13 protein-coding genes are annotated in these 18,668 nt (G+C 63.1%); 4 read left to right on the top strand and 9 right to left on the bottom strand.

Features of this window, described 5'->3' with window-relative positions:
- The first annotated feature begins 53 nt into the window (after positions 1 to 53).
- On the top strand, positions 54 to 1,394 hold the full coding sequence (locus tag E4633_RS17495) for a radical SAM/SPASM family putative metalloenzyme maturase (RefSeq protein ID WP_135872122.1): 1,341 nt from the start codon (positions 54 to 56) through the stop codon (positions 1,392 to 1,394).
- Here E4633_RS17495 and E4633_RS17490 read toward each other — a convergent pair.
- The 5 genes from E4633_RS17490 to E4633_RS17470 form a co-directional block, all read right to left on the bottom strand.
- Positions 1,378 to 3,675, bottom strand: a complete 2,298-nt coding sequence (locus tag E4633_RS17490) for a hybrid sensor histidine kinase/response regulator (RefSeq protein WP_135872120.1) — start codon at positions 3,673 to 3,675, stop codon at positions 1,378 to 1,380. The two genes, E4633_RS17495 and E4633_RS17490, sit on opposite strands and share 17 nt — an antisense overlap.
- Positions 3,676 to 3,748: 73 nt before the next feature.
- Entirely contained in the window at positions 3,749 to 4,609 is an 861-nt protein-coding gene (locus E4633_RS17485; RefSeq protein WP_135872118.1) for a substrate-binding domain-containing protein, read from the bottom strand.
- Positions 4,610 to 4,733: 124 nt separating this feature from the next.
- The gene (locus E4633_RS17480; RefSeq protein WP_135872396.1) at positions 4,734 to 5,141 is read right to left on the bottom strand and encodes a hypothetical protein; all 408 of its coding nucleotides are present in this window, start codon (positions 5,139 to 5,141) and stop codon (positions 4,734 to 4,736) included.
- A 3-nt stretch (positions 5,142 to 5,144) separates the two neighbouring features.
- Entirely contained in the window at positions 5,145 to 6,317 is a 1,173-nt protein-coding gene (locus E4633_RS17475) for a vWA domain-containing protein (RefSeq protein ID WP_135872116.1), read from the bottom strand.
- 3 nt (positions 6,318 to 6,320) lie between these two features.
- On the bottom strand, positions 6,321 to 7,382 hold the full coding sequence (locus tag E4633_RS17470; RefSeq protein WP_135872114.1) for a hypothetical protein: 1,062 nt from the start codon (positions 7,380 to 7,382) through the stop codon (positions 6,321 to 6,323).
- Positions 7,383 to 7,546: 164 nt separating this feature from the next.
- On the opposite strand from E4633_RS17470, the gene E4633_RS17465 reads away from it, so the two are divergent.
- Both E4633_RS17465 and E4633_RS17460 read left to right on the top strand, forming a co-directional pair.
- On the top strand, positions 7,547 to 7,888 hold the full coding sequence (locus E4633_RS17465) for a YtxH domain-containing protein (protein WP_246038202.1): 342 nt from the start codon (positions 7,547 to 7,549) through the stop codon (positions 7,886 to 7,888).
- Positions 7,889 to 7,923: 35 nt separating this feature from the next.
- A complete protein-coding gene (locus E4633_RS17460) occupies positions 7,924 to 8,115 on the top strand; it encodes a ferredoxin (RefSeq protein WP_135872112.1) in 192 nt (63 codons plus the stop codon).
- 467 nt (positions 8,116 to 8,582) lie between these two features.
- Here E4633_RS17460 and E4633_RS17455 read toward each other — a convergent pair whose 3' ends face one another.
- From E4633_RS17455 to E4633_RS17440, 4 genes are all read right to left on the bottom strand, one after another.
- The gene (locus E4633_RS17455; protein ID WP_135872109.1) at positions 8,583 to 9,428 is read right to left on the bottom strand and encodes a L,D-transpeptidase; all 846 of its coding nucleotides are present in this window, start codon (positions 9,426 to 9,428) and stop codon (positions 8,583 to 8,585) included.
- A gap of 96 nt (positions 9,429 to 9,524) precedes the next feature.
- Entirely contained in the window at positions 9,525 to 10,697 is a 1,173-nt protein-coding gene (locus tag E4633_RS17450) for a cytochrome b/b6 domain-containing protein (RefSeq protein ID WP_135872107.1), read from the bottom strand.
- Entirely contained in the window at positions 10,694 to 12,409 is a 1,716-nt protein-coding gene (locus tag E4633_RS17445) for a nickel-dependent hydrogenase large subunit (protein ID WP_135872105.1), read from the bottom strand. The genes E4633_RS17450 and E4633_RS17445 overlap by 4 nt, the downstream gene beginning before the upstream one ends.
- 192 nt (positions 12,410 to 12,601) lie before the next feature.
- Positions 12,602 to 13,783, bottom strand: a complete 1,182-nt coding sequence (locus tag E4633_RS17440; RefSeq protein ID WP_135872104.1) for a hydrogenase small subunit — start codon at positions 13,781 to 13,783, stop codon at positions 12,602 to 12,604.
- Between the two features lie 290 nt (positions 13,784 to 14,073).
- On the opposite strand from E4633_RS17440, the gene E4633_RS20440 reads away from it, so the two are divergent.
- A complete protein-coding gene (locus E4633_RS20440; protein WP_162605025.1) occupies positions 14,074 to 18,666 on the top strand; it encodes a pilus assembly protein in 4,593 nt (1,530 codons plus the stop codon).
- The last annotated feature ends 2 nt before the right edge of the window (positions 18,667 to 18,668 follow it).

Here is an 18,668-nt window from a genome sequence, read left to right as displayed (position 1 = left end):
CCCGGTTCCTTTCCCGGATGGCGAGGGGCAACACGATTTTTGAGGAACGCAAGATGAACAACAACGCGGCGGCACTGTCTGAATTCATGCCGGACAACGAGCCGGCCTTCCTGGAATACCCCTCGAAGCTCTTCGTCGAGACCACCAGCCGCTGCAACCTGAACTGCGTCATGTGCATGAAGCAGAACGCGGACGGCAGCCGGGTCGAGGACGGCGACCTCGACGTCGCCACCTTCAGCCAGCTGGAGCCTGCTCTTCCGAACCTGGAGGCGCTGGTCTTGAACGGCGTCGGCGAGCCGCTCATCAACACCCGCCTGGAGCACTTCATCACGCGGGCTAAAAAGCTCATGCCGGTCGGGAGCTGGGTCGGCTTCCAGAGTAACGGCCTTTTGCTGTCGCACCTGCGCGCCGTGTCGCTCCTGGAGGCGGGGGTGGACCGCATCTGCCTCTCCATGGACGGCGTCGATGCCGATACCTTCAGCTCCATCCGTTCCGGCAGCCAGCTGGTCGACCTGGAGCACGCGCTGAACGCGCTGGGGGCGGCAAAGGTAGCCTGCCGGCGGCCCGACATGGAAATCGGCGTCGAGTTCGTCGTGATGCGCGACAACCTGCGCCAGCTCCCGGCGGCTCTTTCCTGGGCCTCCGAGTTCGGCGTCAGCTTTGCGCTCGTGTCGCACCTGCACCCCTTCGACGAGCCGCACCTCTCCCAGTGCAGCTACGACCTCTCAAGCGACGAGTCCATCTCGCTCTTCCAGAGCTGGATGAGCAAGGCAGAGCTTAAGGGGATCGACATCCGGCGCTACTTCGAGGTGCTTTGGAATTACAAGAAGACCGAGGAGGAGCGCACCATCATCGAGTACGTGGCGGCGATGAAATCGGACGCGCAGCAGCGCGGGGTGACGCTCGACCTCAAACGCCTCTTCTCCCTGGACACCGCGCGCATCCACGAAAGCCAGGAGATCTTTGAGGAGGCGGCGCAGGTGGCGCGCAGGACCGGGATCGAGCTGAAGCTTCCCGAGGTGGCGAGGCGGGAGAGCCGCGTCTGCAGCTTCATCGAGAAAGGGAGCGCCTTCATCTCCTGGGACGGCGGCATGCATCCCTGCTACCACCTCTGGCACCACTGCCGCTCCTTCGCGAACGGCTGGCTCCACCCTGTGCAGCCCTGGAGTTTCGGCAACGTGAAGGACAAGGGGGTGCTGGGGATCTGGAACAGCCCTCCCTTCCGCCGCTACCGCGAGAACGTGCTGCGCCACGACTACCCATCCTGCGCCGAGTGCAACACCTCTCCCTGCGACCTGATGCAGGCCGACCGTTTCGACGTCGACTGCTACGTGAACTCCGAGCCCTGCGGCAGCTGCCTCTGGAGCTCCGGCGTTTTCAGGTGCCTGGACTGACCCCCTTGAGCACCTCCCTGAGCGCGGAGAGCCGGTACGGTTTCTGAATGAACCCTGCAGGCTCACTCCCCGCGAACTTCTGCTTCACCTCGATCTCGCTGAAGCCGCTGGAGATGACGACTTTCACCTCGGGATCGATCTTCTTCAACTCGACCAGGCACTGGTCGCCGCTCATGTGTGGCATGGTCAGGTCCAGAATGACGAACCGGATGCCGGGGGTCGTCCTGTACACCTCGAGGGCTTCTCGGCCGTCGCGCGCGGTGACCGTCGCGAAGCCGAGCTCCCTCAGCATCTGGGTGCCTATATCCAGCACCACTTCCTCATCGTCGACAAGGAGCGCCTTTCCGGCCCCTTCCCAAGCGGCCTCCTCGGGGATAGAGGGCTTTTCGCTCACCGTCTGCAGCGTGCTTGCCGGGATGAGCACCTTTATCGTGGTCCCCTTTTCCGGCTCGCTGTAAACCACGATCGCCCCCTTGTGTCCCCTCACGATCCCCAGCACGGCCGCCATCCCCAGGCCGCGGCCGGTGAACTTCGTGGTGAAAAAGGGATCGAACAGCCTCCCCACGGTCTCCTTGTCCATGCCGCAGCCGGTATCCGCTATTTCGAACCAGACATAAAGCCCCTCCGGCAGCTCCTCGTTCTGCCAGACGTTCTTCAGATAACTGTGATCGCAGATCATGCTGCCGGTATTGACCGAGATGGTCCCGCTGTTCTCTCCAAGGGCCTCGGAAGCGTTGATGATCAGGTTCATGATGACCTGGCGTATCTGGGTCGCGTCGCCTTCGATGCACGGGAGCTGATCGGCGAGATGAAAGTTCAGCAAGGCCTTTTTGGAGATGGAGACCTTGAGCATGTGCAGCATCTCTTGTAGCAGCCGGTTCAGGTCGACCGCTTCGATGACGAATTTGCCTTTGCCGGAATAGGCGAGCATCTGTGCCGCCAGGTCTGCGGCGCGGGCGGAGGCCTGCTCTATGTTTTGCAGGTTCCCAATGGCGGGCGACTCCTTGTTGATCCGCATCAGGGCGAGTTCCGCGTTCCCCATGATGGCCATGAGGATGTTGTTGAAGTCGTGGGCGATGCCCCCGGCAAGGACGCCTAGGCTCTCCAGCTTCTGCGAGTGCAGGAGCTGTTTTTCGAGCTGCTTCTGCTCAGCCTCGAGACGCCTGCGCGCCGTGATGTCGCGGACCAGCAGGATGAACCCGGTACACGGCGTTCCCATCGCGGTGACGGAAAGCTCGAACCACATCTCTCCCTGCGGCATGTCGAGGGAATAAACCGCGCCCCGGTGCGAGCCGGTCCTGCCCGCTTCGGCGAGGGCTGCCGTGATGACACGCGCCGGCTCTTCCGGCAGGACGTCCGGGAACTTCTTTCCCATGAACAGGGTCGGCGGCACGTAGGGCTCGTTCTGCGAGGAGGAGTGAAATTCCACGATGATCCCGTCCAGGTCGGTCCGGAACATTAAATCGGGCATCGAGTTGAGGATCGCCTCCTGCGCTTCCTGCGCGAAACGCACGTTTGCCTCGGCCTGCTTGAGCTCTGCGATGTCTCCTTCCAGGCGCTCCGCCATCATGTTGAAACTCCTGCAGACCGTGTCGATCTCCCCCACCGACGCGCAGGTTACCCGCGCGGCCATGCTCCCGGCCGCCAGTTCATCGGCGACCCGGGCCAGCTCGCTCACCGGGCGGAGCACCAGCCGGTTCGCGACTGCATTCAGGACGATGGAGAAGGTGAGCGACATGAAGAGCATGCCCACCAGGATTATCTCGGTTTGGCGCACCAACTGCGCATGGACGTTCTGCCGGCTGAGCCCGATGCGGACCGCGCCCTGAGTGGAGGCATCGACGCTGATCCTTTGCAGTAGCTCGATTACGTCGCCGTCCTTTTTCAGGCGGTCCACGACGGTACTGACGGACGCATCGGAGGGGAGATTTTCCAGGATGTGTTTCACCTGCGGATGGGAGCGATTCAGGCTGGCGAAGGCTGTCGTCTGCGGGATACCATCGGCGTCCTCGATGATGGTGTAGATGATCTCGTCATCGTGCACCTCCGAGACCAGGGCATCCAACTGCAGGGTATCCTTCAGGATCAGCGCATCGGTGCAGACCGAGGAAATGTAACTCGCGAAGGCCTTTCCCTTGTTTTCGAGGGTGAGCTCCAGCTTGTTTCTTTGCGCGACGAACAGGGTCACCGCTACGGCAACGGAGAATACGAGGACGATGCTGAAGGAGAGGAGGAAAAACCTTCGCTGCAGGCTTGGATGTCTGATCTGCCAGGTGCCCATTAATACCTGCCTTCGCGTAGCGTCGGCTGGTGCGCCGACGTCCCGGTGGAAGTTGTACGGTCAGCAGCGAGGCCTACTTGATGTTCTTTTTAAGCCATTTTTCCATCTCACGAACCGAGTCATAGTCGGCATCTTTCGGGACTATGAACCGGTCCACCTTTATACCTGCGAGGATCTCCCTGCCTTCGGGGTCCTCGTGCATGGTCAGGAAGATGTTCCTGATGCGCGCTTTAAGCACAGGATCGAGGTCGCCGCGGACGACTATGGGAGGGATGCCGTAGCGTGGCGACTTGGCGATGATCTTCGTCTGGCTTGTGAAACGGGGATTCTTGCTGGCGGCGTAGTTGTAGATCAGGCTGTCCACACTCGCCCCGGCGACGATCTTTTTTGCCACCGCTTCGATCGCCTTGTCATGCGTTCTCGTGTAGATGATCTTGCTGAAGAACTTCTCCGGAGGGAGATTGAAGCTTTTGCCGATCATGTAGGTCGGGGCGAGCTTACCGGTATTGGATTTGGGATCGGTGAACGCGAAACTCTTTCCCTTAAGTCCCGCGAGGTTCCTGATCTTGCTGCTGCGATGGGTGATGATGTAGGCGTAGTAGAAGGGTTCTCCGTAGGACTGGGGCGCTACCAGCAACTCGACGCCGAACTTCTCCTTGTCCGTGACGTACGGTCCGGAGCAGACGAAGGCGAGCTTAAGCTCCCCGCTTTCCAGGAGCCGGTCGGTCTCCTCGTAAGTGCGCTTTTGCACCATCTCGACCGGCCGCCCCAGTTTCTTTCCAACGTAGTCGATGATCTGGTCGTAATACTTGACCGTCTCCTGGGGAGAAATCATCGCGGCGACGCCGAACTTCAAAGGTTCGGCGCAAAAGGCTTTAACATCGGCAAGACAGAGAGTGGAGATGACAGCGAAGGCAATCGCAAGTGCTTTCATTACGTCTCTCCCAACTTCGACCTTGGTTTGGCTCGTCCCGGATGAACATGGAGGTGAAAGATAAGGCATAGGTCCCACGCTGAGACAGTCTAACATGACAATCATGTTAATCAATGGGGCTTTATTACAGGTCACCTGTCATTTCTTGAAGCAGATAGAGCTTGGGGTTCACCTTGTGGACGCATTCAACCACCTCACGCAGCATCTCTTCATCCAGTCCGCACTCTTCGTCGATGCCTTGGAAATAGGGGTAACCCTTCGGGAGTGGCGTGAGGGCGCCGTCGCGCAAGAGCATCACGTCGACCAGGTCGTTCACCCTCCCTTCCGCCTCCCACGGATCGCGGTAGTTGAACTGGCGCGCCACCACGTGCAGCCCCATCCCGTTCTCGAAGATGGCCTTCACCTCGAAGGAGAATTCGCGCGGCGCGCTGTAGTTCTCGCTGCGTCCCGAGCGCACCATCACCTGGGCGCCTGCCTCCCTCAATATCTCTCCAACCGATTCGGCGGTCATCGGCTTGAAGTTCTCTTCCATCATTTAAACCTCCAGTCTCATTTCGATGCCCCAGGGGGCCGGTTTCTCCCCCTCGGCGGTGAGTACCCACAGGGTCGGCAGTTCCATCTGCTCCGGGACGGGGCCTATGCCGTCGGTGAGGTAGATCACCGCGGCGGGGAGGGGATGCATGGTCTTCGCGTACTCGAAAACGGGTCTTAAGTCGGTGAACCCGCCGCCGTCGTAGCGCTCCGGGACGAACGCACTCCCCTTGAACGCCTCGACGCGCTGGATGCGGCTGTTCGCGTAGAGGACGGTGATCGCGGCGTCGCGTCCCCGGGCTATCTGCAAAAGCTCGCGGGCGAACGCCTCGCGCAGCTCGACGATGTCGGTCGAATCGCTCACGTCGATGGCGACCAGCAGGTTCAGGCGGCGCCGCTTCTTCGTCCCCGGGGTGTCGTGCTCGAAGCGCCTGTGTTCGCGCATCCAGGTGCTCGTCTTGCCGATCCTTCCGGCGGTGGCGACGAACTGCCTGAGCACCTGGCGCCAAGGGATGGGGGAGGGGCGCAGGAGGGCGTCCACCACGGCACGCAATTCGGCGGGCGCCTCCCCGTCGCTGCCGCGCAGGCTCTCGCGCGTCACGGCGCGCAGCATCTCCTCGGCAAGTGGCAGCGGCGTGCTGTCGGCGTCGCTCCAGACGGCGTGGTCGTCGACGGTAGCGGCTGCGTCGGGGTCCTTCCCCGCGCCGCTCGCCCCCTGGACGTCCTCTGCCTCGTCGCCGAAGCCGCTGCCGGAGAGGTTGCCGATGTCGAAAGGGCGCACGAGTTTCGCGTAGTACTCCTCCGCGGCTAGCCCGTCCGGGAGATCGAACTGGGTCGGGTAGATCGCCCCTTCTGGGAGTCCCGGGGTGTCCGGGTTGATGGCGAGATCGCAGCAGAGGTCCCAGTCGTGGGCGTTCTTACCTTTTCCACGCAGCATGTGCAGGTGCAAAAGGTGCTTTACGAGGTGCTCCAAAAGCGCCTGCTGCTCGGATGCGGCGAGAAGGTCGAAGGGACCGGGATCGACGGCCAGGGTAGGGGTGCCGTTTCTGATGGTGACGCCGGCGGCCTTTCCCTTGAGCGGCATCTCCTCGCGGCGCAGGTTCAAAAGGAAGTGGCCGTAGAAAGGGCGCTCCTTTAAAAGGCGCACCACGGCGTTTTGCAGGGTGCCGGGGGACACTTCCTACCCCGCCTGGGCGCTGATGGCCTGCATGGCCTCGAAGATGACGGCGTCGTGCTTGTCCTTCACGAGAAGCAGGGCGACCTCCGGGATCTTCAGGAGCGACTTCACGAAGCCAAAGCGTAGGTCGCGCGGCAGCACGGCGATGAAAGCGATCAGGTTCTCCTCCTGTTCCTCGCTGAGGCTTGGGGAGACCTGGAGCAGGGCGGTCAGGTCGTTGATGGTCGCGGCCTGGACGTCGTCGCGCTGCGCCTCGGCCCGTTCGGCCACCTCCGCCCAGGCGTTCAGGATCTCCTCCGCGGTGACTGGCCTACCCTTGCGGTCCGAGAGCCAGCGCATGAAGGCGATGGCCGCCTCCTTCCCGACGATCCCGGAACAGACTTCCATCTCAAGCTCGGCGGGGAAGCGGCAGTTCTTCTTGAGAACGCTCACCATCTCCCAGGCGCGCTCGCTCGGCTCCACCTGCATCTCCATCGGCATCCCCTGTTTAGCGAGGAAGCCGTGGTTGCCGGCGAGAAACTGGCGCACTTCGCCAGCGAGCTCCCGCTTCTGCGCGTAGCGCGCCCAGCACTGGTAGTCGGTCTCCACGAAGAGCATCACCATGCGGTCGATGAGCGCGCGGTCGAGGGTCGCCACCTGGTAGCTCCCGTCGGGCGGGTTGATGCTGACCACGACCTTGTGGCGGCGGGAGAGGGTGTGGGTGTGGATGGCGCGCAGCATCCCCTCCGCCGGGGGCTCCACGAACTGGAAGATCGCCTGCAGGGTGTCCTCCTGCTGGGCCCGGTTCAGCTCGTCGCAGTGGATCACCGTTTCAGGCGCGTCCTCGGCGGGAAGCCAGGAGGGGCGCGACCAGTGCATCACGTCGCCGTTTCTGAAGGGGATGCCGACGAGATCGCCCACCTCCATCTGTCCAAGGCGCAGCGACACGTACTGTCGGTCGAGCTCGCGGCAGGCCTGGATGATGCCAGCGCTCTTGCCGACGCCGCGATGCCCGACGACGCACGGGGTCAGGTCGGTCTTGGAGAGAATTTCTTTTACAACCGTCTTCATCTGTTCAATATTCATGGCAGCCTGAACCTTTCCTGCTCTTGAAGTTGAGACAAACCGATATCTTACACAGATTCATGAGAAGGTGGAAGAGGTTAAATTGGATTTTGAATTGGACGGAAATAATTTAGTTGCTAGTATTACCGCTGTCGTTCAAACCCAAAGGGACGGAGGAGCACGGTATGGGACACAAGGAGTGCGAAGGAGAGGGGATGGCGAGTCTGGTGATCGGCGGCCTGATCGGCGCCGGACTTGCACTATTGCTCGCCCCTCAGACCGGCAAAAAGACGCGGAAGTACCTGGCCTCGCTGGCGGAGGATATGAGCGAGAAGGCCAACGACACGGTGAGCGAGTTCGCCGAAACGGTTTCCGACTTCGTGGAGAAGGCGACGGACCGCGCCGCCGAGTTCGTGAAGGAGAAGGATACCCTCACCAAGGAGTCGAAGAAGATGCTTCTCGCCGCGCTTGAGAAGGCGCAGGAGAAACTGGAAGAACAGAGAAAGAGGCTTGAGGATAGCATCTAACGAGCAGCACACATCAAACTACTGGAGGTACAGTCATGGCAAAAGAACCCTGGGTCGATCAAGACGTCTGCATCAGCTGCGGGCTTTGCACGGACAACGTGCCGGAAGTGTTCCGCTTTGCCGACAACGGCAAGGCCGAGGCATACGATCCGGCCGGCGCTTCCGAGGACGTCATTCAGCGCGATGCCGTCGACGTTTGCCCGGTTAGCTGCATCCACTGGCGGTGACGTTCTGCAGGTGGCACTGGCGCTGTGAAAGGCGCCCGTGCCGGTTGCGGTGGGTGCAGGAAAGGATCAAGAAGGAATGCTCAGTTTAAAAGGCCGAGCGAAAAGGCCGCCACCCAACCGGGAGGCGGCCTTTTTATTGCTCGCCATCTGCGTCCCCTTCACAGGGGTCTCCAGAGAGTTTCAGGTATCCGGAGTGCTGCCGCCCACGAAGCGCTTTGCGAGCCCTGACGTCCTCCCCTTTGCGAAGGGGGGACAGGGGGGATTTGCCTTGGTCAGACGATACAAACTTTTTCTAGTTCATCGATCACCTGTGATCGTTCGTCCAGGAGGAGCGCAACTCTTTGGTTTCATTGAATCGGCAGAAGCTGAGGGCAAAAAGCAAATCCCCCCCGTCCCCCCTTCGCAAAGGGGGGAGCGCGAGGGCACGTGCGGCGCTTTGTACGCAAGATGTTTCATGACGCGAGCCGCTACTTCTTCGGCGTGTGCGGCGGGCGGCCGGTGATCACCACCAGCGGGCCGCTTTTTACCTTGTGGAATTTCCCGGGGTCGCTGCGCTGATCGACAGCCCAAACGTACAGGGCCTTGGCGTCCTCGAGGAAGGGGCGGGTGAGCTCGTGGTAGTTCTTTCCGTTCACCTTGCGGTCGTGTTTCCGGTAGTAGTCGTACTGCATCTCCTCGTCGTAGAGCCCGATGCAGCCGTGGGAGGCGGGGTAGCCGGGGAGGTCGCGGCCGTGGATCCAGTAGGAGGGTTCCTCGTCCTTGCTCTTGTCCACCCAGAACCTGAGCCCGTAGTGCATGGGGTAGGGGCGGCCGATCTCCTCCACTGGGTACAGGTTCGACTGGTGGCGGCGGTCCGCGGCGTCGACGCGGAAGGTGCCGTTGGGAACCATCATCCCCTCGATGCCGAGGGCGATGGGGGAGGAGAAGCGGAGTTTCCCGTACTCGTAGACGCCCAGGAACATCTCGGTCTGATCCACCAGGATGCACTTTGGCTCCTTGGCGGCTGCGGGATAGGTGAGCGGCATGGGGTTGAAGTTCTTCACCTGCGCTAGGTTCTTCGGGACCTTTATCGAGACTCCGCCTAAGAAGTGGCGCCGGTCCATCCGGTTGAAGCGGAGCACGTCGCGCCACGAAGCACCGAAAAGCCCCTGCGGCGTATCCTTCCAGGTGAGCTTCCGGCAGCTCCACGGTATGCGGGAGTCGCTCGGGTAGCTGATCTCGCAAAGAGATTTCACCTTCTGCGCTGCCGGTGCCGCTGCTGCCGTCATGAGGAAAATGGAGACCAGAAGTATCGTCCGAAAAAGGGTAGCCATAGGTCCTCCGCAAACGAGAACCGCCAGAGCATCCGCCCCGGCGGTTTTTTTCGCGGTCCAATTGTCCATCGTCAATTGCCCATTGTCAATTGGACCTTAAGCATCCTCGAAGTGGGTTCCCTTGCGGCACCAGCGCCCGCCGCTCACGATGGAGGAGAGGGCACCCTCGCGCTCCACGGTGTCGGCGCGCACCGATAGGTAGACGTGGATAGGGATGAAGGCAAGGAAGATCCACATGACGAACTGATGCACCAGGCGGACGTACTGCACGCCGACCAGGTCGTCGAACATGACGAAGTAGCGAAAGACGATGTTCCCCGGGTCGTAGAGGGCGTAAAGGGCGAAGCCGGTGAAAAGCGCCAGGAGCCCAACCCCGAAGATGGCGGTGTAGGCCACCTGCTGCAGCGGGTTATGGCCGATGTAGTGGGGAGGTCGGTCGAAGCGGCAGAAAAGGTAGTTGAGCGCCACCTGCACAAGGTTCTTCAGGTCGCGCACGCGCACCGGGAAAAGGGCGTACCAGCGCTGGAACTGGTTTGAGGCGAGGAAGAGACCGGCGATGCGCAGGATGGCGGCACACAGAAGGAGCCAGCCTGCAACGAAGTGCACGAGCCTTAGCCAGCTTAAGTAGTTGGTGAAACCCTCCGCCCCGCCGTAGACGAGGCGGCCGCTTCCCATCAAAAGTCCGGTCGCGGAGAGGACCAGGATGAGAAAGACGGAAAACCAGTGCAGCACGCGCAGTTGCCAGTCCCACACCGGGACGTAGCGGAATTCGGCGGGCTCTTCGATGCGCCTACTCTTGCGCCGGGTGGCGCGCACCGGAATGTACCCCAGGAACTCCCAGCGTTCCGACCCGTCCGGAGCGACGCTCCCCCTGCCGACGCCGAGGGCGCGGAAGCCGTGGGTCATGCGCATCTCCGCCTGCATCTCAGCGCGGTAGCGCGTCGCCTCGTCCGGGTGGCAGAGGTAAAGGATGCTGTCCACCTCGCCGCGGGCGATGAGCGCCTCCTCGCCGCTATCGACGCGGCGCACCCGCGCGACGCTCCTGGCAAGTCTCGGCTCCAGCGGGGTGAAGGCGAGCTGCTCGTAGTGGCGCAGGTCCTCCTTCTTCGAAGCCGCGCTCAAAAGGGCTAAGTCGACCGGATCGTCGGTCCCGAAAGGGGCGCCAAGCGCCGCGGCGATAAGGAGTTCCCGTCTCTTCCTCCCGCTAAACGGTACCGGGTCCTCGAGCTCGATCCGTATCTCTGATTCAGGTATGTCGTAGAGACTCATCGCACCTTCACCTCCACCCCGCCCCCACCGGGCACGAGCACGTGCACCGCACAGGAGATGCACGGGTCAAAGGAATGGATGGTGCGCAGCACCTCGAGTGGGCGTTTCGCGTCCAGAAGCGGATGCTTCCCGCCGCCGGCCAGCGCCTCCTCGTAGGGGCCGCGCTGCCCGCCCGGGTCGCGGCCGGAGCTGTTCCAGGTACTCGGCACCACCGCCTGGTAGCGCGCGATGCGACCGTTTTCGATCTCGATCCAGTGCGAAAGGGTGCCGCGCGCCGCCTCCATGAACCCCATCCCCTGTGCCTGTTTGGGCCAGCTTGAGGGCTCCCAGCGCTCCTTGTTGAAGGTGGCCGTGTCGCCGGACTTGATCCTTTCGTTCAACTGGGCGAACCACTGATCCATACGCCGGGCGAGGATGACCGACTCGAGCGCCCGGCAGTATGTGCGCCCTAAAGTCGAGTTGAGCGCCTCGATGCCGGCGTGGAGTTTTCCGAGCCCCTCTTTCGCGAGCTGCACCGTCTCGGCGTGCCCCTGCGCCACGGCCACCATGATCCGGGCGTTCGGGCCTACCTGCACGGCGCGGCCGTCGTAACGCGGCGCCTTGCACCAGGTGTACTTAGGGTGGTCGGAGAGCTGCTTGAATGGGGGCTTCGGACCGGTGTAGCGCGGCTCGGTGCGTCCCTGCCACGGGTGAAGCCCCTGCCGGTCCCCCTCGGGCTGGCTGTACCAGGCGGAGGAGACGAACTCGGCGACCCTTTTGGACTCGAAGGGGTGGGCCGTGCCGTAGTTGCCGTCCATGAGAAGGGCGGCGGGGAAGACCCCTCCCGCCGGGGCGCCCGAACAGGACCAGGCGCTCTCACCGGTCGCCATGAGGTTCGGGGAGGAGGCGCCGATGGCCGCGTAGTCCGGGTAGAAGGAGGCGATAGCGAGGACGTCGGGGTAGTAGACCTCGAGGACGAAGCGCTTCGCCTGGTCGATCATCCCCGCCATCTCGTCGAGGCGCACCTGGTTCACCGTGATCTGGTTGTTTAGGTTGATCGAGCAGCCCATCCCCCCCACCAGGTAGTTCGGGTGCGGGTTCTTCCCGGCGAAGATGGTGTGCAGGCGGATGATGTCGCGCTGCCAGGAGAGCGCCTCCAGGTAGTGGGCGAGTGCCATGAGATTCGCCTCGGGGGGGAGACGGTAGGCGGGGTGTCCCCAGTAGCCGCCGGAGAAGATGCCGAGGCCGCCTTCCGCTGAAGCCGCCACGCGCTTTTGCACCTCGGCGTACCAAGTGGCGGAGTTGTTGGGCCAGGGGGAGACGGAGGCGGCCAGGCGCGAGGTGGCGGCGGGATCGGCCTTCAGCGCGCTCATGACGTCGACCCAGTCGAGGGCGTGCAGGTGGTAGAAGTGCATCACGTGGTCCTGCAGCGTCGCCATGCCGGAGACGAGGTCGCGGATCAGCTCCGCGCACGGGGGGATCTTGCACTTGGTGGCGTCCTCGACGGCGCGGATCGAGGCGATGGCGTGCACCCCGGTACATACGCCGCAGATGCGCTGCGCGAAGGCCCAGGCGTCGCGGGGGTCGCGCCCCTGAAGCACCCGCTCGATGCCGCGAAACTGGGTGGCGCAGGCCCAGGCGTCACCTATCCTTCCGTTGTCAGCTTCCAGCTCGATGCGCAGGTGCCCCTCGATTCGGGTGATCGGGTCGATGACGATTCTCTCGCTTGCCATTTCACTTCTCCTTTGACCTCAAAATCTCCAAACCAAAGGCTTCAACCCCAAAGGCTTTAACCTCAAAGGCTTCAACGCAAAGACGCAAAGCCGCAAAGGCGCAAAGGCGCAAAGAAAAGCTTTTTGGGGGAAACCAAAACGTTCCTTTGCTTTAAGGTTCTCTTTGCGTCTCCGCGCCTTGGCGTCTTTGCGTTAAGTCTTTTTGTCCTGGTCCTCCCGCTTTTCCGTGTCGCCCAGGACCGCGAGGGGGAGCGTCTCGGGCCGCGCCTTTTTCGTGCGTTTTTTCGCGATCACCGTGGCGGCGGAGTGGACGGCGACGCCACCCACCGAGGCGGCGACGGCGGCGATACCTATGGTGTTGGCGGTCGCCTCCACGCCGAGGCCTGGAACCATGAAGCCGGGGAGCCTGTCGTAGAAGGGAGTCATGCGGTCGTAGAAGTGGCGTTCGGTGCAGCCAAGACAGGGGTGCCCGGCCTTGATCGGGAAGCTCTGCCCCATGTTCCACTCCACCGTGGCGCAGGGGGCGAAGGTCGCCGGCCCCTTGCAGCCGAGGCGGTACAGGCAGTGCCCCTGGCGGGCGTTCTCGTCGTCGAAGCTGTCGGCGAACTGGCCGGCGTCGAAGCTCGCCCGGCGCGGGCACTTGTCGTGGATGCGCTGGCCGTAGGCGAAGAGTGGGCGGCCGTTGCCGTCCAGGGGCGGTGTGTGACCGTAGGCGAGGTAATAGGTGAGGGTGGCGGTGATGGTTTCCGCGATGGGGGGACAGCCGCTGATGTTGACGACGGGACGGTCGGTGATGACGTCGGAGACACCGACGGCGCCGGTCAAGTTGGGGGAGGCGGCCTGCACGCAACCGTACTCGGCACACGCGCCGACCGCGATGACGGCGCTCGCCTTTTGCGCCGCGCGCTTCAGGACGTTCAGGGCGGAGTCGCCGCCGATGGTACAGTAGACGCCGTCATCGTTGAGCGGCACCGAGCCGTTCACGAGCAAAAGATGCGGCCTTCCCTCGGCTTCCTTCAATACCTCCTCCGCGGCGGTGCCGGAGGGGGCCATCAGAAGCTCGTTGTAGTCGAGGGAGATCTGCTCCAGGATCAATCGGTCGATTGGGCTGCTGCCGGAGCGGAGCAGGCTCTCGACGCATCCGGTGCACTCCTGGAGCTGGAGGTAGATGACGCTTGGGCGCTTCGCCCCGGAGAGCCTTTCGGCCACGTCCTTTGCGAAGGCCCGCCCCCCTCCGGGAAGGGACGCCGCGCCGAAGAGCACCGCCATCCTGCCGCAAAAAGAGAGAAAATCCCTCCGCGTCACCCCGCGCCGGGCCAGGTAATCCCTGAACCCTTCGCCGCCTGGCCAACCGTCATCCATGGACTCGTTCATCTTCTCCGCCTCCGTTTCCCTGCCCCGGGGAGGGAAAGGTCGTTTGATTGAGAACTGCACGGCCATTGGGAAGGTCACCGGATCTTTCCAATGAATTTAAAGAAAAGATTAACTCTGAAGGGGGCGATGTCAAATTAGACCGAGGGCGCTTTTGAGACGTGGAACCCATCGATTCGATAGGAGACTTTATTTTCGAGAAGCCGACGCTATACTCTTCTGATTGAAATTTTCTAATGTTTCTGCCGTGCGAGCATCGCCGCGAAATCACTTTAATGGGAGAGGTGGCCGAGATGAACAAGGGTGCAGCGCCGCGGACCGCGCGTTACGCGGTGGTCGTTATGCTGGTCTCCGTTCTACTGCTTGTTGTTGCAACGGCGCGCGCGGCAGATCCCGCGGCCGCCATGCAGGCGTACTGCAGCGTGCCGCCCTTGCCGGGGCTCGGGGTGAGGCCGAACCTCCTTCTCATGCTGGACAACTCCGCCAGCATGTACGACCTCGCCTATACCGATCCGACGCTTTTCTGTTTCGACGACACCTTCGATCCGGCCGGTTCCTATCCCGGCTACTTCGACGAAAACAAGGTGTACCGTTACGTCACCTCGGGGGAGTACTTCACCGCGACCACCGACAGCATCGCGGCGAGCAGCTGCAACCAGGCCGGCACCGATTTCCTCTGCGTCAACATAAAGTCGAAGAAGGTCGACACCTTCCTCGCCACCGGCAGGTTTCTGAACTGGCTCGCCATGAGCAAACTCGACCTCGAAAAGCTTGCCTTGACCGGCGGGAAGTACGACCCGGGGACCGGCATGATGCAGGCGGAGTCGCGCGGCTGCGTGGGTAAGCGCTTCGTCAAGATGGTGTACAAAAACGGCGTCCCCCTCCCGGTCACCTTCGGGGTGCGGGCTCCGATCCCAAGCGAGTGGGGCTATGTCTCCCAGGCGAGCCACGGTGGGGCCACCCGCATCGACATCTATCCTGGCGTGTACAGGAAGGCGCAATGCCTGGACGCGGTGAAAAAATGGCAGGATAACGCCCCCATACCCGACCTCTCAAGCGCGGCGGGGCTCTGCATGGGGGACCTGTATGACGCAAACCGCATACCGACTCCGGGCAAGATCTTCACCGAGACCCTGAGCCTTTGTTATTCGGCGGGTACCGACTTCAGCGTGGAACAGACCTCCGATATCGTGAACGACTGCATCCGGCGCTACAAGATCATTCACATGCCGTTCCAGATCGTGAGGAACACCGGCGAGGACATCTGCGCGATGAGGGTTTACCACACCCCGCGCTATTACGACGAATTCCTGCACACCACGGGTTATCTCGGCGAGTGTGCCCAGGGGGCGGGCTTCAGCATCAACCAGCCCTGCGGCCTGAACTCGATCAAGGACTACTGCAGGGAACTGGCGGACCCGTGGCTCAGCGATCCTTCCGCGAACGCAAACCGGGCCGCGACCGACGCCGCACTTCCCTCCTTCATCCTCGACGCCGGCATCACCAACCTCGGCACCCCGGCTGCAAGCGTCGTGGCGCGTGTAGTTGCCGGTGCGGCGCCATCTGGGCTCGTCCAGCAGTTCGCAAGCGAGATCAACTTCGGCGCCATAAGCTTCAACGACGACGGCGCCCGTTCCGAGTGCGATCAGGGGGGCGCGATCCGCTGCGTGAGCCGCTGCAGCGGCGATGCCGTCCCGCAGAGGGAATGCGGCATCGCCACGGACTGCGATGCCAAGGGGCCCTGTCTCCCGGCCGCCAAAAACGACGGAGGCAGCATCATCTCCTACATCAACTACTCGCCGGTCGGGGACCACGGCTCCGGGCTCATCGCGGCCATCGACGCCATCAGGGGGACCTCATGGACCCCGCTGGCGGAGACCCTCTACGAGAGCATCGGTTATTTCTCCAACAACGTCGCCTACCGCTTCCAGACCGGAGATTTCGATGCCGCGAAGCCCCCTTCCATGTACAGCTGCCAGCGCAACAACGTCCTTATCGTTACCGACGGGATGTCCACCGCGGACCGTGCCCCGGCGCTGAACGCTTTCGTCGCCGATGCGGTTTCCAGGTGGTCCGGTGCCGACGGCCTACCGGCCGGTAAGACCACCACGGCAGAGACCCAGGTTTCGGCTGCCCCCCCTTACCAGGGAAGCTACAACCTCGACGAGGTCGCCTGGGTCGCCCGGCACCGAAACATCTTCGACCTAAACCAGCCGGCGGCCCGGCCCAAGGAGTACATCACCACCCACGTGGTCTACACCGGCCCTCCCTGTGGCGACGCTACAGGCGGTTACAACCCGGACGGAAGCTGCGTCACCACCGACGAGGGAGTCCCGGAGAGGATGATGCAGCTCACGGCCCAAAACGGTGGGGGGAGCATGAAGAGTGTCAAGGACCTCCCCGCCCTTCAGGGGGCGCTGAAGGGGATCTTCCTGCAGGTTATCGGCGGTTCCAGCGTGGGCGCTGGCTCGTCGCTTCTCTCCACCGGTGACGGCAACGGCGCGCTTTACCTCCAGCCCAGGTTCTTCCCCAACAAGAGTTACGACGGAGGGGGGAGCGCCGCGGCATGGACCGGGGAGTTGCAAAGCCTTTGGTACTACATCGATCCCCTGGTCGGCACGAGCGGCGCCGCAAACAGCATCCGTGAAGACACCGACAGGGACAGGACCCTCGACCTGAAGCAGGACCGGGTGGTCCGTTTCGAGGTGCCGACCCCGCTTGGCGAGGACCGGGCCACGCTTCTCACCGATCGTGATGGCGACGGCAATGTCGACGTACCGCAGCCCGCGGGGTATCCGCTGAGCGTGGTGCCGGAGGCGGTGCAGAGTCTTTGGCGTGCGGGGCGCCAGCTCTGGGCGCGGGCTCCTCTTGAGCGCACCCTTTACACCCAGACCGACGGGGCGACGCTCACCCCCTTTCTCGACACCTCGCTCGATGCCTCGCGCCAACTCCTGCAGGCCAAGGACCGGGCGGAGGCGGATCAGATCGTCGCCTTCGTGAAGGGGGTGGACGACGCAGACGGGAAAAATGGTGAGCCGACCAGGCAAAGAAATCTGCAGGCTTACGGCACCGCGGAGAAAAAGATCTGGAAGCTGGGGGACATCATCTCGTCCGCGCCGGTAGTGCAGTCGGCGGTGCCGCTTGGAAGCTACCATCTCCCCGCGCCGCGCGGATATGGGGACTCCTCCTATGGGGATTTCATCGACGCGGACGGTGCGTACGGGAAGCGGGGGACGGTCTACGTCGGTGCGAACGACGGGATGCTGCACGCCTTCAGGCTGGGCTCGCTCAAGGTGCGTCCCGATAGCGGCACTTGGCCGGTAACCCGCAAGGCCGAGCTACTAGGGAATACCGATGTGGCAGAGGGCAAGGTTTTAGGGGATGAGGAATGGGGCTTCATCCCGAAGAGTGCGCTTCCCTACCTCAGGTACCTGAAGGAGCCGCTCTACCCGCACCTGTACTACGTGGACGGCACGAGCACCCTCGTCGACGCGAGCATAGGCGATCCGGCGACCTGCAGCCGCGGCGACTACTGGAACTGTCCCAAGGCCGGGAGCAACTGGCGCACCGTCCTTGTTGGCGGGATGGGGCTTGGCGGGGCGAGCCGCCCCTACGGCACCGACTGCGCCGATGTCGGTAGCTTAGCCACCTGCGTCAAGGCCCCGGCCGCCGGTGTCGGCGGGCTTTCGTCATACTTTGCCCTGGACGTTACCGACCAGAGCATAGCAGGGGGCACCCCGCGGCTTTTGTGGGAGTTCTCGCATCAGGACTTGGGCTTTGCCACCTCCGGCGCGGCCATCCTGCGCGTGAAGTCGCGCAGCGTCGAGGGGACCGTGGAGATCCACGACCCGGACCGCAACGGGCGCTGGTTCGCCGTTTTCGCCTCGGGCCCCACGGGTGCAGTCGACCGGGGGACGCGCCAGTTCACCGCCACCTCGGACCAGAATCTGAAGCTCTTCGTGGTCGACCTGAACGCTCTTCCCCCTTTCGTCCAGGGGCGCAACTACTGGGTGATCGACACGGGGATTCCGTATGCCTTCGGCGGCAGCATGGCCGGTGCGGGAATCGATTCGGACAGGTGGAATGGCGGTGACAGGTTAAAGGGGCAGTACGAGGACGAGGCGTTCTACGTCGGGTACACCAGGCGGGATGGCGTGGGGTGGACCGGCGGGGTCTTGAGGCTCTCCACCGGCGAGGACCCGAACCCCGCGAACTGGAAGACGAGTCGGGTGATCGACGGCGTCGGACCGGTCACCGGGGCGGTGGCGAAGCTCCAGGACCGGCAGTACAAGCGGCTTTGGCTCTACTTCGGCACCGGCCGGCACTTCTACAACCAAGACGAACCGCAGTCGGCACGCGCGCTCTTCGGCGTGCTCGAGCCTTGCTACAGCAGCGGTGACAACGCGCTCAAGATCAACGATGCCTGTGCCGCGACCTCCGTCACCCGCGCGGCCCTGACCGAGGTGACCGATGCCGCGAAGGTCGTCCCCCCGGGACAGTCGCAGGGGAGCTACCGGGGGTGGTGGATCGCGCTCGACGGGGCCTCCGCGGGGCTTGGGAGCGAGCGCGCCATAGATGCTCCGATTTCCGTCACAAGCGGCGCGGTGTTTTTCCCCACCTTCAAGCCCCCCCTCGACCCGTGCGGCGAAGGGGTCTCCTACCTATGGGGTGTGCACTACAGCACCGGAGGGGCGGCGAGCTCCCTCCTGGGGCAGGCGGTGCTCCCGCTCTCCAACGGCTCCGCCGTCGGCGTCGACCTCTCCGGCTTCACCGACCGCGCCGGGCGCCGCAGCGCGCCCCTTCCCGGCAAGGCGGTGAAGCCGCGCCTGGTGACCAACAGCGGTCTGAGACCGCTCAAGAGGATCATCCACATGCAGGAGCGCTAGGT

The organism is Geomonas terrae (assembly GCF_004791675.1).
Classification (GTDB): domain Bacteria; phylum Desulfobacterota; class Desulfuromonadia; order Geobacterales; family Geobacteraceae; genus Geomonas; species Geomonas edaphica.
Note: the sequence above shows the minus strand (reverse complement) of the source record. Positions and strands in the feature narration are given on the sequence as shown.